Genomic DNA, 15,963 nt, shown 5'->3' with positions numbered 1-15,963 from the left:
TGAGCCATGGGTAACGTTGATCAGCTGAATAGACAGGTTCTGAACGCTTACTGGATCGTTGTGGCGATGGTGTTGGTAGTAGAAGTTCTGTACTTTCTTTTCGGAAACAGCATCTTGTTCCGCAACGATCCGGTCTCACTGCTGAGCCGAAGCCTGTTGATTGTCGGCATCGCGGGTTTGGGAGAGCTTTTGTACGCCTGCTTCCGCCGCTACGGACGGCAGATTGTTGTAGGCGTCAGTCTGACTATAGCGTACGTCAACTATCTGATTCTGGGTTTGTATACGGAAAGTGCGCCGGGCATTTTGCTGATATTCCCTATGTTTATCCCATTAATTTATTTCGATCGCAGAATGCTGTATCTGTTTGGGGCTTTAAATATTGGGCTCTACACAGCATTTTATTTCACGGTCGAACGCTTGCTTTACGGGCGAGGGTTTGAAAATTTTTTGCTGCTGGAATTCATGCTTGTCTCTTCGCTGCTGCTGAGTCGCACTGTGCTTGTTCGTGCGATCGAGATTGGACGCCAGGTCGAGAGTTTAACGAAGTCCCAGCAGGATATGATTGTTGATAAGGCGGTCTCTCAGCGCCTGCTCAAGACCGATGCGCTGACACAGCTGTACAATCACGGGACGTTCTACGAATACCTGGAAGACCTGGTCGATCAATGCAGGCGCAACGGACTTCAAATTCAGGTTGCTGTGCTGGATATCGATAATTTTAAAAAAATTAACGATACATACGGTCATTTGATCGGAGACATGGTGCTGAAAGAAGTTTCGATTCGTCTGGGAATGGCGATTTCGCCGAACGATTTTGCTGCCCGTTACGGTGGCGAAGAATTCGCAATAATTTTTACCGAAAAAACGATCGAAGAATCGGCATCGTATGCGGAGATTATCCGAGCGGCCGTTCAAGGTGCCAATTATTCTTATATGGGCAATCATCCGGTTACGATCAGCGTAGGCATGGCCGGCTATGAATCAGATGACACGGCAGAGACTATGTTTGCCAAAGCGGATGCCGCTCTCTATCGCGCAAAACGATCGGGAAAAAATCGGGTCGAGCTGTATGATCGGAGTGTAGATACCGTAACCCGGCGCGGGTGAAGTGCCGCTTGTCGGCATAAATTCTACGTGGGCACATTCTGACAGGACGACAGCCCTCCCGGATGTTCGGCCGCTGGCCGTCGCATCCGGGAGGGTTGTTTTTCTGCACGCGGATATTATCCGGTGTAAGGACTTGCATGGTTTACCTGTCCGAAATTCGGTATAATAAAGGGACGGAGCGCCGCAGCGGCCTCCAGACCCGATAAGGAGTTGTCACGTTCTTGAACGATAAAATATTCGAAATTTTACAATATGCGAACATCTCGAATGCGCTTGCCGATCAAGCGCAGACGTCACTCGGCAAGGAAGCCGCACGGGCACTGAAGCCCGATACCGATCTTTCATCGGTACAGCGGCTGCTTCAGGCCACACACGAAGCGTTCGATGTCGACCGCTTGAAAGGTTCGCCGCCGTTTGGCGGTATTGTGGACATCCGGCCCGCCGTACAGCGGGCACGGATCGGCGGTATGCTGAATCCGCACGAGCTGCTGGGCGTTGCAACAACGCTGTATGGGTCCCGGCGTCTGAAGCGTTTTATCCAGACGCTGCACGAAGACCATCCGATTGAACTGCTGGACGGCTTGGCAGATCTGATTTCCGACCAGAAAGAGCTGGAACGTCTAATCAATTCTTGTATCGGCGAATCTGCGGAGGTCATGGATTCCGCAAGTCCGACACTGGCGGCGATCCGGCGCGAGCTGCGAGGCGGAGAATCCCGTATCCGCGAAAAGCTGGAGTCGATGATTCGCTCTTCAAGTGTCGCAAAAATGCTGCAGGACCAGCTGATTACAATTCGTGGAGACCGGTTTGTTATTCCGGTCAAGTCCGAATACCGTTCGCATTTTGGCGGCATTGTGCACGACCAGTCCAGCTCCGGCGCAACAATGTTTATCGAGCCGGAAGCGATTGTGGCGATGAACAACAAGCTGCGCGAAACGAAGCTGCGCGAGACGCGCGAGATCGAAATTATCCTGCAAAAGTTGACGGCCGCCGTTGGCGAGCAGGCAGAACTGCTGACATACGACGTGGACGTGCTCGCACAGCTCGACTTTATCTTCGCCAAGGGCCGGCTGGCCCACCGGATGAAGGCGACCGAACCGAAAATGAACGATCGCGGCTATCTGCGTATTCGCAAAGGTCGTCATCCGTTAATCGACCAGAAGTCGGTCGTGCCGCTTGACGTCGAGCTCGGCGGAGAGTTTTCCAGCATCATCGTAACCGGCCCGAATACAGGCGGCAAAACGGTTACGCTCAAAACAATCGGTCTGCTCAGCATGATGGCGATGTCAGGCCTGTTCGTTCCGGCTGACGAAGGCTGCGAGCTGTGCGTATTCGACGGCATTTATGCCGACATCGGCGACGAACAGAGCATCGAACAGAGTCTCAGTACGTTCTCCAGTCATATGACGAACATCATTCGTATCCTGCGGGATATGACGCCGAAAAGTCTTGTGCTGCTTGACGAAGTAGGAGCGGGAACCGATCCGGCGGAAGGCTCAGCGCTGGCAATTGCCATCCTCGAGTATATTCACCAATTCGGCTGCCGGATGGTGGCGACGACTCACTACAGCGAGCTGAAGGCATACGCCTACGAACGAGACGGCGTCATCAACGCCAGCATGGAATTCGACGTGGCGACGCTGAGCCCGACGTACCGGCTGCTCGTCGGCGTGCCGGGGCGAAGCAACGCGTTTGCGATCGCGGAACGCCTCGGCCTGCCGGGCACTATTCTCAGCTTCGCCCGCGGCGAAGTCAAGGAAGAAGACCTGCGCGTCGAGAACATGATCAGCGCGCTGGAAGAGAACCGGATTGGCGCCGAAGCGGAGCGCGAAGAAGCCGAACGGCTGCGCCGCGAGATGGAAGAACTTCGCGCGCGGCATGAACGCGAGCTCGAGAAGCTGGAGTCGCAGCGCGATTCCAGGCTTGAGAAGGCCGAGAATGAAGCCCGCGAGATCATTGCAAAAGCGCGTAAGGAAGCCGACGAAGTCGTATCTGAACTGCGCCGCCTTGCAATGGAAGAGGGTGCTTCGGTCAAAGAGCACAAACTCATTGCCGCTCGCAGACAGCTTGACGAAGCGGAGCCTGAAGCGCGAGTCAAGAAGTCGAAGAAAGCGTCCGGAGCCAAAGCTTCGCAAAAAATCGAGCCGGGCGACGAAGTGATTCTGACCAATCTAGGCCAACGCGGACATGTGATCGAAATGGACGGCAAAGAAGCGATGGTACAGGTCGGCATCATGAAAATGAAAGTGGCGCTCGGTTCGCTCGAACGTGTGCAGACGGCTCCGGTTGCGCTACCTAAGCAGAAGCCGGTAACGGCAGTCAAGCGTACCAAGGACGAAAGTACACGTTCCGAGCTTGATCTGCGCGGCGCGAACCTTGAAGAAGCGCTGATCGAGACCGATCGCTTTATCGACGAAGCCTTTTTGTCGAATCTCGGTCAGATCTATATTATTCATGGCAAAGGAACCGGCATTCTGCGCACCGGCATTCAAGAGCACCTGCGGCGTCACAAGCTGGTCAAGTCTTACCGGCTCGGCAATTATGGCGAAGGCGGCAACGGCGTGACCGTAGCCGAATTGAAGTGACGGAAAGGAGCGGGGTTCGGACAAGATGAATAGTGCAGTCGATTCTATTCTGGCGTCCCCGATCGGTTCTGCCGCAGCTTATTTCTCGGTAGCCGTTCTGGAATTGGTTGTGTTTTTGTCCATTTTCGAAGCGGTCACCCGATACAAATGCTGGGATGAGATCCGCAAGGGCAATGTGGCGGTTGCAATGGCAACCGGTGGTAAGATATTTGGCATCTGTAATGTTTTGCGTTTCTGTATCGAATCAGGATCCAGCATCTATGAGAGCATGTTGTGGTCTCTTGTCGGCTTTGTCCTGCTGATGATCGGATATTTCCTGTTTGAGTTTGTCACCCCGTTCTTCAAGATCGACGAGGAGATTGAACGGGATAATCGGGCAGTTGGGCTGATCGCCATGATCTTGTCCATATCGCTTTCTTATGTCATCGGCGTTTCGGTTCTCTAAAAGGCAATCGCAGCCGTTCTGTTTTTGAAGAAAACCGAACGGCTGCTTTTCATATTTTAAAGAGACTGCTTCTTTTCAGAAGCAGTCTCAACGTGTTGAGAAAGTCTTTTTTTGTGAGAATCCAATGAGCGGAAGAGGAAATTCAGTGAAGGAGCGCCAGCGTTCGCCTTTGAAATCGAGAAAATTCCACTAAAATTTAATCTCTTTTCTTGATTTCAACACGCGACCGGAACGAATTTTCTCTGCAGCCTTCACGGATTCTCTACGGATGTGACTTTCTCGACAGCCTGAGACTGCCTCTTTTCAGAAGCAGTCTCTTTATATATAAAATCCGCTCGAAGGTCTTTTTCGAACAGCGGCGGTATGCTTCAATTACGCGCAAACGGTAGCATAAGGGAATCTTTTCGGGTAAGATGAGGTACAATAAAGCAAATGCAAAGCTGACCTGTCTGGTCACTTACCAAGCGAAACTTATCTGGAGGCATGCGGAGTGAAAGAAACGAACAAGCTGAAATTGGACATTCTCGAACTGTTGGAAGAAGATGCGCGCCGTACGCCCGAACTGCTGTCCACCATGCTGGATATTCCGGAAGAAGAAGTGCAAGCAGCCGTTCAAGAGCTCGAACAGGATCGAGTAATCGTTAAATATGCGACGGTTGTCAACGAAAGTAAGGTCAACGATGAGAAGGTAACGGCGCTGATCGAAGTGCAAATTACGCCGGAGCGTGGACGTGGCTTTGAAGGCATTGCGGAACGCATTTATCGCTATCCGCAGGTTAAGTCGGTATTCTTGATGTCCGGCGCTTACGATCTTTTGGTCGAGGTGGACGGTCTGAGTCTGAAAGAAGTAGCCAGTTTCGTCTCCGACAAACTTTCGCCGATCGAATCCGTTTTGTCGACCAAGACCCATTTCATTCTCAAAAAATACAAGCAGAACGGTATCATTTTCGAGGAACATGAAGAAGACCGCCGTTTGATGATCTCGCCGTAAAGGATGCGAAACGATGATTACTAACCGGGAACTTAACGAAAACAGCACACAACAACCTTCGGATTCTGAGCATGGCTCCATGGAACGTTATTTGTCGCCCCTCGTTCGCGATATTAAGCCTTCGGGCATCCGCAAGTTTTTCGATCTCGTCAGCGCGAGCAAAGATATTATTACACTGGGCGTCGGCGAGCCGGACTTCGTGACGCCATGGCATGTACGGGAAGCATGCGTGTATTCGCTGGAGCGCGGCTACACCCGGTATACATCGAACGCGGGTATGCCGGAGCTGCGCGAAGCGATCTCGTCTTATTTGAAAGGGTCTTTCGGTACGGCTTATGATCCTGAAAAAGAAGTGCTGGTTACGGTTGGCGGCAGTGAGGCGATCGACCTTGCACTGCGAGCGTTGATCCGTCCGGGCGACGAGGTACTCGTACCCGAACCGTGCTACATCTCATATTCCCCGATCACATCGATTGGCGGAGGGGTGCCGATCGGGATCGAGACTTTTGCCAAAGACAACTTCAAACTGACGGCCGAAGCGCTGGAAAACAGTATCACGCCTAAATCGAAAGTGCTAATCCTCTGCTATCCGAGCAACCCGACGGGAGCGACGATGACGGCAGAAGACTGGATTCCGATTGCCAAAGTAGTCGAAAAGCACGATCTGATCGTCATTTCCGATGAAATCTATGCCGAGTTGAGTTACGGTCAAAGCAAACATGCGAGTTTCGCCGCTGCGCCGGGAATGAAAGATCGTACGATTCTCGTCAGCGGATTCTCCAAAGCGTTTGCGATGACCGGCTGGCGGATGGGTTATGCCTGCGGACATCCGGAGCTGATCTCTGCAATGCTTAAGATCCATCAATACACAGTTATGTGTGCACCGGTCATGGGCCAAGTCGCTGCGCTTGAAGCGTTGACCAACGGATTGGGCGAAAAGGACAAGATGGTAGAATCCTACAATCGCCGCCGCCGTCTCGTCGTTCAGGGACTGCGTGACGCCGGATTGGAATGCCATGAGCCGGAAGGAGCTTTCTATGCGTTTCCGAGTATTCAGTCTACCGGACTGACCTCCGAAATCTTCGCACAGCGTCTGCTGGCCGAAGGCAAAGTAGCTGCTGTTCCGGGCGATGTATTCGGTCTAGGAGGAGAAGGGTTCCTGCGCTGCTCCTATGCAACTTCCGTTGCACAGCTGAATGAAGCGATGGATCGGATTGGTCAATTTGTGTACAAGGTGAAGCGCGAAGGCGCCTGATCTGAAAGCAAAAGCGAACTAATCCAATAACGGAAAATCATAATGAATGATTAAAAAGGAAGAGACTTCGTTGAAGAAGCTCTTCCTTTTTCAATGGAAAGAATTTGATGCATAAAAAGAGTTCGCAGAGACAAAGAAGGAAGCGGAAGCCGGCAATGCTTGCGGCGGGTGAGTTGTGATATATTAATTAAGGAATACTTTTTACGGCAGGAGATTGAGGGGGAATCAAGGTGAAGCGAAGAAAAGCGGGAGTCTGGATGCTGATGATTGCGGCGATTATGCTGTTGGCCGGATGCGGCAAAGGAGATGACAATATCACGATTTTCATGTCGGATGAAGGGGCTGTCAGTCAGGATGCCATTGGTCTTGTTCAGGAGAAATTGAATACTGATCTGTCAGAACTGAAAGTAGAACTTAACTATTCGCCATTGTTCAATCTGCAAAAAGTGATGATCGAATATGCGGCAGGGGGCAATTCTATCGTCATTTTGCCGGAAGATACGATTAAAACGTACGGGAAAGACGGGGCTCATATCCCGCTCGATGAATATTTTGACAAATCCGAGTATCCGGAAGGCGTATTTGAAAGCGGTGTGCTGAAGGACGGAGAAAATGATGCGGTGCTCGAGGAGCATCTATTCGGTATTCCGCTCACAGAGATGAAAATGTTCCAGGACACAGGTTATACGCCTGAAGGTTTGCTGGCATGCGTACTGGTCAATGCGCCTGATAAGGAAGCGGCAGTCAAAGTGCTGCAAAAGCTGACGGAAGGCTGATGAAAACCGTTTGACAGCTTGCGAGAACCGGAAGGAGGACACGGATATGCGCATTTATACGAAAACGGGGGACGGCGGAGAAACATCGGTAATCGGGGGAAGAGTCCGTAAAGACGATGCCCGCGTAGAGGCTTACGGCACGATCGATGAATTGAACAGTTTTGTCGGTCAAGCTGCGGCACTGCTGCAGGACGATCGCTTCAAAGATCTGCGTGAACAGTTGGCCGTCGTCGGCCAGGAGCTGTTCGACTGCGGCTCGGATCTGGCCTATACGCCTGCGGCGCAGCAGCCGTACAAGACGCATGCTGCCATGACAGAGCGCCTTGAAGTCTGGATTGACCGATTGGAAGCGGGAAATCCGCCGCTGGATCGCTTTATTCTTCCGGGAGGCAGTCCGCCGGCAGCCGCACTGCATATCTGCAGAACGGTCTGCCGGCGTGCCGAGCGGCGTGTCGTGACCCTTACGGACGAGGGAGAAGTCAATCCGGAAGTGCTCCGGTATCTGAACCGCTTGTCCGACTACTTTTTCAGTGCTGCGCGAGCTGCCAATCTCAAGCTGAGAGCGGAAGACGTGGAATATGTGCGCGGTGCCCGGGTGTTTACCGGTGATACAGACCGCAAAAATGAACAAAAGCAGGGTGAATGAAGATCGAACCAACAGAGAACAGGCCGGAACCGTATGATTTTCCGAGAGAAAAAGGGATTGAGCCGGAACACGGCTATTATGATCCCATTGTTTACACCGTATCCGAACGCGAAAGCGGTTGGACACTCAAAACGCTGCTGCACAGCCGTCTGGGGGTATCGCGCAAGCTAACATCCCGGCTCAAAATGACCGAGCGCGGCATTATGCTGAACGGCAAACGTGTATACATCAGTGTGAAGGTACAGAGCGGAGACATGGTCGAGCTGCGAATGGAGCGCGAAGTGTCGGACGATATTCTGCCGGAGCAGATGCCGCTGGACATTGTTTACGAAGACCGAGAGCTGCTGATTATAAACAAGGCCGCAGGCGTAATCGTCCATCCTACGCATGGTCATTATACCGGTACGCTGGCGAACGGAGTTGTGCACCACTGGCGGGAACGCGGTGAACAGGTCCGTTTCCGTCCGGTGCACCGATTGGACCGCGAAACGTCGGGTGTGCTGGCTATTGCCAAAAATCCTTATGTTCATCAGCATATTTCCGAGCAGATGATCGCAGGAACGGTTGACAAGACATACAGGGCATTCGTTCATGGCTGTCCGCAGCCGGAAAGCGGGCGTATCGAAGGTCCGATTGATCGCGATCCGGACAATCCGCATGTGCGGATCGTTACGCCGACCGGCTATCCTGCTGCGACCCGCTATCGGACATTGGAGCATTATCTGCCTTACCGCGCGTCATTGATTGAGTTGGAGCTGGAGAGCGGGAGAACTCATCAGATTCGGGTGCATATGACGCATATCGGCTGTCCGCTGCTTGGCGATGAGATGTACAAATATACCGAGTCTTCTCCGCTGACATCCGAAGAGCGGGCAAGGGCAAAAGCGCTGGATGCGACGATAGATCGGCAGGCGCTTCATGCCTATCGTCTGGCATTCGTTCATCCGGGAACCGGAGAACGAATGACGTTCGAAGCTCCTTTTCCGCCGGATTTAAAAAGGTTGGAGCAGAGACTCAAGAGCTGAACAAGCCGTGATCAAGAAATATAGTTGTAGGATCAAAAAGTATAGTCATAGCATGATCAAAAGTACAATAAGATCAGATCATATAGCAACTTGGAAGAAAGAGATGTGAATCACAACCATGACAACACTGAAAGTTTATCACTACTCCAAATGCAGCACCTGCCGCAGCGCGATTAAGTGGCTGCAAGGCGAAGGGTACGAGCTGGAACTGATTCCGATTATAGAGCAGCCTCCCTCCAAAGAAGAAATACTGGATCTGATCGCCAAAAGCGGCCTGGAATCCAAAAAGTTTTTCAATGTCAGCGGTGAGGTCTACAAAGAGTTGGGACTTAAGGACAAATTGTCCGGTCTGGACGAAGAAGAGCGCGCCGAACTGCTGGCCTCGAACGGCAAGCTGATCAAGCGTCCGATCGTGACCGATGGCCGTCAGGTAACGCTTGGCTTCAAGCCGGAGATGTATGAACAAAGTTGGGGTAAAGGGGAGAAGAGTCAATGAGCGAACACGGCGGTATCGAAGGACTTCCGGAAAATGTACTGGCTCGCAAGCCAACACTGATGCTGGTCGACGGCATGGCGCTGCTGTTCCGGGCCTATTACGCGACAGCGCTCAAAGGCTACATCCGGCGCACTGATGCGGGCATACCGACTAACGGAATCTATGGTTTCGTGCGGTATATGTGGGATGCTATTCAGCAGTTTGACCCGACGCACGTCGTCTGCTGCTGGGATATGGGCGGGCGTACGTTCCGTACCGAGCAGTTCGAGTCGTACAAGGGCAACCGTTCGGCAGCGCCGGACGATCTAATCCCGCAGTTTGACCTCGTCAAGGAAGTGGTCGAAGCCATGGATATTCCGAATATCGGCGTACCGGGTTATGAAGCGGATGACTGCATCGGTACGATTGCCAAACGCTGCGCGAAGGAAACGCATATGGATGTGCAGATTCTGTCCGGCGATAACGACCTGCTGCAGCTGACGGACGAACGGATCAAAGTCATTATCATGAAAAAAGGTTATGGCAATTACCAAGTCTATACGCCCCAAGTTCTGATGGAAGAAAAGGGACTGAAGCCTTCGCAGGTTATCGATATGAAAGGCTTGATGGGCGACAGCAGCGATAACTATCCGGGTGTGAAAGGGATCGGCGAAAAAACTGCAATCAAGCTTGTTCAAGAGTTCGGGGATATTGACGGTGTTCTCGCCAATCTCGACAAGCTGACCAAGTCTGTCCGTACCAAAATCGAGAATGATCTCGATATGCTCCATATGTCCCGTTCCCTGGCAGAAATTCACTGCGAAGTTCCGGTTGAATGTCCGATTGATCTATGCGAGTTCCGGATCGACGATTCGAAAATCTCGGCGAAGTTCGAGGAACTTGAGATGAGCAGTCTGGGGAAAATGATGGGCGTAGATGTGTTTGGCTAAGGCGAGTTGTTCGCCTTAGTGAGCTGCGTGCACGGGGATACGCTGCGGGTGGAAGGGGCTTCGATCGCCGCTAAAATCAGATTCCCTTTGATTGGAGTAAGACATGTCTAAAGGCAGGAATCGGATTTTAGATGCGAGCGCTATCGCTTCTTCGCCTCCTTCCACCCTCCGCTCCGTCGTGCGTATGGCTTCATAAGGACAAACAGCCTCTCCTGAATTCTGGGAGAGGAAGAGACCGAAAGAAAAGGGGGAAGCGAATGCCGATGTGAAATCGGCATCGCTTCCTCAACGTGTCGAGAAAGTCTGATTCTAGGAAAACTCGGAAAGCGGAGAAGGGAATTCAGTGTAGGAACGATAGTGTTCGCCTTTGAAATCGGGAAAATTCCTCTAGAATTCAATCATTTTTCCCGATTTCAACACGCGACCGGAATGAATTCTCTTCGCAGCCTCTGCGAAATGTCCTGCTTATAAGACTTTCGAGGGCAACCTGGGGAAGCGAATGCCGATATGAAATCGGCATCGCTTCCTTTTTTTCTCCAAAAAGCAGGAAAAAGCACCGGTGATCGCCAAATAAAGAAAGAAGGCGAGCAGTAATGAGTCATCGCCAAAAACGATTCAGAGGGAGATCGGTCTGTGATGAAAAGCAAAAAATGGGGAATGATGCTGCTGGCGGGGGTGCTGGCGGTATCGGGCGTATTTGGCTTGACGGGGGAGAATCAAGTTCAAGCGGCGGCGTCAATTAAGGCGGAAGTACGTAAAGTATCGGTGTCGGGGCGCACGTATACGGTACAAACCGTGAAAATTCCGAAAGGCACGAAAGCAGCACTTGGACTGGCCGGAGGTAAAGTCGGTCAAACGCAGAGTTTCGCTTCGATTGTCAAAAACAGCAAAGCGACCGCCTCGATCAATGGAGCCTTTTTCAACTCCTATGGAGGTCCAACAGATCCTTACGGAACATTGATTTCAAAAGGAGAGGTCGTGCATACCGGTTATTACGGCACAAGCATCGGCTTCAAGAAGGACGGAACGGCGTTGATGGATACACTGCGGGTCAAGATTAGAGGCACTGTTACAAGCAAGCCTGACAAAAATGGGAAAAGTCGAACACAGAGCTGGTACGCTACTTTCGTTAACCGGACGCCGGATGCCGGACAAAACGTCGTATTGATGTACAATTCGATGCGCGGCATGAACGTCGGCTTCAGTGGAGGCACTGCCGTCACGGTAAGAAAAGGCAAGGTTGTCAAAAAGGCCGCCAATAAGAATGCAGCTATTCCTAAAGACGGCTACGTTCTGGTCTACCACGGTTCGGAACAAAACAGCGTAAATCGTTTCGCAGTCGGTTCGACGGTCGAAATGAACTTGGCTTACGAAGATGCCAAAGAGAAAACGATCCCTTGGAACGAAGTAGTGACATCGGTCGGAGCAGGTCCCCGTCTTGTCAAAGACGGTAAAGTGTCTCTGGATGCCAAAGGCGAAGGCTTCAATGATCCGAAAATCTTGACCGCTTCCGGAGCGCGAAGCGGAATCGCGATTATGCCGGACGGATCAGTGCTGCTGGCTACAGTAAACGGAGCCACCATGAAGCAGTGGGCGCAGGTCATGCAGAAATTGGGAGCCAAACAGGCGATGAACTTGGACGGCGGCGCTTCTTCCGCCCTATACGCGAATGGGCGGATGCTGACCGGCGCAGGGCGTCTGTTAAGCAATACGCTTGTGTTTGGACAAGGGGTATCCATGGAATAAGGACGGCGAAGCAGCCGTAGGATTGGAGAGAGGCAATATGAAAGAAGCGAAAGTCGCTTCGGTTAATGTAGGCCTGCCGAAAAGTGTACCGAACGGCAGGAAAGAAGTGGAGACAGGGATTTTCAAGCATCGGGTTGAAGGCACTGTACGTTTGAGCCAGCTCGGTTTTGAAGGCGACGGACAAGCCGATCTGAAAAATCACGGTGGACCGGATAAAGCGGCGTGCGTTTATTCAATAGATCGTTTTCCATTCTGGGAAAACGGCGTTCTGCCGAAGCTTGAGCCGGGCGCTTTCGGTGAAAACCTGTCGATTGAAGGCGGTGCGGAAGAGGATTTCTGTATTGGAGACACTTATGCGATTGGCGAAGCGATTGTGCAGCTCAGTCAGCCGAGGCAGCCGTGTTTTAAACTTTCGGTGCGCTATGGGGTACCGGAACTTCCGGCGAAAGTTCAGGAAACGGGATACAGCGGGTTTTATTTTCGGGTGCTGAAGGAAGGGGATGTTCGGGCGGGAGATCGTCTTAAACTGCTGCAGCGTCATCCTGCCGGTGTGACCGTTATGAGAGCCAATGAGATCAAATACCGATTGAAAGATGACGCGGAAGCGATTCGAAGCCTGCTGGCGGTGGAAGAGCTGGCTCAATCTTGGCGGGAACCCTTAGAGAAACGATTGGCCCTCTTAACCTCCGATGCTTGAAGCTTCAAGCGATCCGAATTCATCTTGACGATTATTCCTTATAAAGGGTATTATAGGGATAACAGCATACAAGCGCGGAGGAAGCACCTCTCTTACATATCCATGTAGGAGGGGTGCTTTTTTTGTGTTTCGGCTGAAATTTAAGGACAAGGCGGGAATGGGATGGCGATCGTATTTTTAAACCGGATGGAAATTGAGCGGGGAAGCGAAGTCGGAGCCGCTCAAGTATGGATTGAAGAGGAAGATGGCTTGTGGAGAAGCGGCTGGAACGAGGAAGGGGGTTCTGCGGAGGAGAAGCGTGAACTCTGGTATGAAGGAGAAGTATGGAACGAAATGCTTGCCGTTTATCGGCATAAGCTGGCTTCGAAGCTCGCCGAAGGTTATCGTCCGGTTATTCGGGATACTTTTCAGGAATACCTCGAATCCGCTCAACGTGGACGCTTTACGCAGAAGTTGATCTGTTACAGTGAGCAGCATACCAATGAAGAACTATACAAACGGATGGCTGTATGGAGAAGAGAACGATCGACAGAGGAACATCGTGCTCCTTATCTGATCGCTACCAATCGGGCGCTTCGACTGATTTCCACTTTCCTGCCCCAGACACTCGACGAACTGCGCGAATTGCCGGGGATTGGTGAAAATACGGTACAGCGCTACGGCCAAGGGCTGCTCGAACATACGAAGAATATCGAACGCACACATACTTTCCCGCTCGATTGGGTGGAACGTCGTCTGGGCGAAGAAGAGTTCGAAGAATGGAATTATAAAAATAAAGAACGGAAATTCAAGCGCGAAGCTGAGCGGGTAAGAGCTACGCGTCTGCTGCTTGAAGCTTCGCGCATTCAGAACGACAGTGTCTCGCTGACGCAGATTAGTCAGGATAGCGGACTGGAGCGTCGGGAGCTGATCGAGATGATGGAGTCGCTGGAGAAGAACGGATATAATCTGGAGTCTGTGATTGAGCATGAGCTTCGACTGATGCCTGAAGAGCAAAGCCTTGCTGTTATGCAGGCTTATGAAGAACTGGGCGATTCTTTCCTGAAGCCGGTGCTGAAGAAAGTGTATGGGGAAGAACCGCCGAGCGAACCGGGACTCGATATTTTGTATGAACAGCTGCGAATGCTGCGTATTCGTTATCGCAGGGAAGCGGAACGTCAAGAGCTGGAAGCCGGTGCCGCATTCTCCTCTCCATCCGTGCCTGAACTTGCCATTACGCCGAGAAAGCCGGCAAAGGGCAAACGTCAGCAGGAAGCCGGAGCGGGGTAGTCGACTTGGATGTCGGAAAGCAAGGAATAAGCAAAAGGCTGTTCCGCGTCTCCGAAAACGGAGACCTGGAACAGCCTTTTTATACAAACGACAGGATAGTGAACTAAAGATAGAATTTGCCTAACAACGGCATAATTTTTAAAAGAAGAAGGCAGCGTGTACAGCCAATCGGGGATTTACAGCCAGCCTTTTTTGCGGAACAGAAGATACATGGTCACACCCAGCGTGATCATGAGTATAATGACCATTGGATAACCGAAGGTCCAATGCAGCTCCGGCATATGATCGAAGTTCATTCCGTAAATGCCTGTTACTACGGTGAGCGGCATGAAGATGGTCGTGATAACCGTAAATACTTTCATGATCTCGTTCGCGCGGTTGGATATACTGGACTGATAGGCTTCGCGAAGGTTACCCATCAGGTCGCGATACGTATCGAAAGCTTCAGAGACTTTGATTGCATTTTCGTAAATGTCACTGAAGTACTTCTGCAGTTCATCGTCAATCAAACGCAGATCTCTCTTGTTCAAGATGTTGATCACCTCGCGTTGAGGAACCAGTACCTTTTTGAGCCAAAGAATTTCCGCTCTCAGACCGATGATGTCGTTCAAATGGGTTCGCTTGGTGTTCATCAGAATGTCTTCTTCCAGCTGTTCGATCTGGTCTTCGATTCGGTCGCCGACCGCGAAGAAATTGTCGATAACCCGGTCAATCAGCAGATACATAAACCGGTCCGGCGTATTGACTTCTTCTTCCCACATAATCGGCTTGACCGTTCGAAGTTCGTGGATTTTTTGCCGGGTAACCGTAATAATGAAATGCCGACCCAGGAAAATATTGAGGGCCCGCATGAAAATTTCTTCGTTGTCGAAGCGTATGCTGTTGACGACGGTAAAGTAATGGTTTTCGTAAATTTCGATTTTGGGACGCTGTTCTTCCTCGCCGAGCATATCCTCGACCGCCAGGTCATGCAGCCCAAAAGTATGTTGAAGCAGGGTAATGTCATCGAGATCTGCATCGATCCAGTAAAATCCTTCTTCTGGCGGAGTCAGTGTAACAGCCAGGTTTTCATTTTCAATCAGTGTAAAAACACCATATTTGACATGCCGGATTTTCATGCGGTTCACTCCTTCGAAATCGGACAGGACTGCCCGTGAAATAGTCTCGAATTTGCGGGAGAACGCAGGAAAAAACAGGCCGGCGCCGTAAAGCGAGCGTCGTCCTGAAGCGGCTGAAGCGATCAGACGCCAGGAAGGCTTCCGGTCGGTGAGTGTTCAGCAATGGAGGCATCGACGCCGGCCGGCCGTTTTTTCTGCTGTGAAACTGGAAACTGCATTCTCTTACGCTTAGGCCTCGGGTCGCCGTCCATCTGAAATTCACCTCTTGCTTTCCATATTGTTTTCATAAAACCCTTGTTAAGTATAACTTGCGCCCTAAGGCCTTTCAAGGCTTTGTTTGTGACGGCTTATACTCCCTTTACCGGTTCTTGTACCCGCATCCAAAGGCTTATAAAAAGGATGATGAATCCGAGAAGCAGAATACAGTGAATCGAAAATAAGCCTGAATCGATGCGCTGCCACCGGACTGCTTTGCAACCTGCTTCTTGCTTGAATATCTAAAATGTGTATAATTAATCTCAAGTTATCCCGTCCGAACGGACGGGAATCCGACAATTGAATATTTCCTCCGGCGTGCAGACGCCGGTCGAAAAGTGGAATCTTATCAAGAGCAGGTGGAGGGACTAGCCCGATGAAACCCGGCAACCGGCGACTTTGTCGTACGGTGCTAATTCTTGCAATTACCATGCGAACAAAGACGAGGAACGAGTCGATGAGTGCTCGTCGTCATGGGTCAATGTTTAGATTTTCACCGTGCGAACCGAGACGAGCCTAGAGCGAGTCGACAGTATTTATCGTCACGGTAACGTTGCGCCCATGTCGATTAATGTTGAATGCTCCAACCTCGTCGTTACGGAAGTCGAGCAGCCAGGTGAGAC

At 51.3% G+C, this 15,963-nt stretch carries 14 protein-coding genes and 1 riboswitch; of the genes, 13 read left to right on the top strand and 1 reads right to left on the bottom strand.

Going from position 1 to position 15,963, the window contains the following annotated elements:
• The first annotated feature begins 6 nt into the window (after positions 1-6).
• From F456_RS23405 to F456_RS0102375, 13 genes are all read left to right on the top strand, one after another.
• On the top strand, positions 7-1,107 hold the full coding sequence (locus F456_RS23405) for a GGDEF domain-containing protein (protein ID WP_018975417.1): 1,101 nt from the start codon (positions 7-9) through the stop codon (positions 1,105-1,107).
• A 221-nt stretch (positions 1,108-1,328) separates the two neighbouring features.
• A complete protein-coding gene (locus F456_RS0102435; protein ID WP_018975416.1) occupies positions 1,329-3,692 on the top strand; it encodes an endonuclease MutS2 in 2,364 nt (787 codons plus the stop codon).
• 25 nt (positions 3,693-3,717) lie between these two features.
• On the top strand, positions 3,718-4,137 hold the full coding sequence (locus F456_RS0102430) for a DUF350 domain-containing protein (RefSeq protein ID WP_018975415.1): 420 nt from the start codon (positions 3,718-3,720) through the stop codon (positions 4,135-4,137).
• 490 nt (positions 4,138-4,627) lie between these two features.
• Entirely contained in the window at positions 4,628-5,128 is a 501-nt protein-coding gene (locus F456_RS0102425; protein WP_018975414.1) for an Lrp/AsnC family transcriptional regulator, read from the top strand.
• 79 nt (positions 5,129-5,207) lie between these two features.
• The gene (locus tag F456_RS0102420) at positions 5,208-6,383 is read left to right on the top strand and encodes an aminotransferase class I/II-fold pyridoxal phosphate-dependent enzyme (RefSeq protein ID WP_229675604.1); all 1,176 of its coding nucleotides are present in this window, start codon (positions 5,208-5,210) and stop codon (positions 6,381-6,383) included.
• A 230-nt stretch (positions 6,384-6,613) separates the two neighbouring features.
• The gene (locus F456_RS0102415) at positions 6,614-7,159 is read left to right on the top strand and encodes a type 2 periplasmic-binding domain-containing protein (protein WP_018975412.1); all 546 of its coding nucleotides are present in this window, start codon (positions 6,614-6,616) and stop codon (positions 7,157-7,159) included.
• Between the two features lie 46 nt (positions 7,160-7,205).
• Positions 7,206-7,805: a cob(I)yrinic acid a,c-diamide adenosyltransferase gene (locus tag F456_RS0102410; RefSeq protein WP_018975411.1), complete on the top strand. Its 600-nt coding sequence runs from the start codon at positions 7,206-7,208 to the stop codon at positions 7,803-7,805.
• Positions 7,802-8,830 (top strand): RluA family pseudouridine synthase, encoded by a 1,029-nt coding sequence (locus F456_RS0102405; protein WP_018975410.1) that lies wholly within the window; start codon positions 7,802-7,804, stop codon positions 8,828-8,830. Before F456_RS0102410 ends, F456_RS0102405 begins: the two co-directional genes overlap by 4 nt.
• A 118-nt stretch (positions 8,831-8,948) precedes the next feature.
• The gene (locus F456_RS0102400) at positions 8,949-9,326 is read left to right on the top strand and encodes an arsenate reductase family protein (protein WP_018975409.1); all 378 of its coding nucleotides are present in this window, start codon (positions 8,949-8,951) and stop codon (positions 9,324-9,326) included.
• On the top strand, positions 9,323-10,255 hold the full coding sequence (locus tag F456_RS0102395; protein WP_018975408.1) for a 5'-3' exonuclease: 933 nt from the start codon (positions 9,323-9,325) through the stop codon (positions 10,253-10,255). Before F456_RS0102400 ends, F456_RS0102395 begins: the two co-directional genes overlap by 4 nt.
• A gap of 636 nt (positions 10,256-10,891) precedes the next feature.
• Positions 10,892-12,001, top strand: coding sequence for a phosphodiester glycosidase family protein (locus F456_RS0102385; RefSeq protein WP_018975407.1), 1,110 nt, complete (start codon positions 10,892-10,894; stop codon positions 11,999-12,001).
• A 37-nt stretch (positions 12,002-12,038) separates the two neighbouring features.
• The gene (locus F456_RS0102380) at positions 12,039-12,698 is read left to right on the top strand and encodes an MOSC domain-containing protein (RefSeq protein WP_018975406.1); all 660 of its coding nucleotides are present in this window, start codon (positions 12,039-12,041) and stop codon (positions 12,696-12,698) included.
• 162 nt (positions 12,699-12,860) lie between these two features.
• Positions 12,861-13,967, top strand: a complete 1,107-nt coding sequence (locus tag F456_RS0102375) for an HRDC domain-containing protein (protein ID WP_018975405.1) — start codon at positions 12,861-12,863, stop codon at positions 13,965-13,967.
• Between the two features lie 176 nt (positions 13,968-14,143).
• Here the strand turns inward: F456_RS0102375 and corA are convergent, their stop codons facing one another.
• Positions 14,144-15,085 carry a magnesium/cobalt transporter CorA gene (corA, locus tag F456_RS0102370; protein ID WP_018975404.1) on the bottom strand — a complete coding sequence of 314 codons (942 nt, stop codon included), beginning with the start codon at positions 15,083-15,085 and terminating at the stop codon, positions 14,144-14,146.
• A 598-nt stretch (positions 15,086-15,683) separates the two neighbouring features.
• Positions 15,684-15,789: riboswitch (SAM riboswitch) on the top strand.
• Positions 15,790-15,963: the final 174 nt, after the last annotated feature.

The sequence above is a fragment of the Saccharibacillus kuerlensis DSM 22868 genome (assembly GCF_000378145.1).
In the GTDB taxonomy this organism is placed as follows: domain Bacteria; phylum Bacillota; class Bacilli; order Paenibacillales; family Paenibacillaceae; genus Saccharibacillus; species Saccharibacillus kuerlensis.
This window is presented reverse-complemented; position numbering and strand designations above follow the sequence as displayed.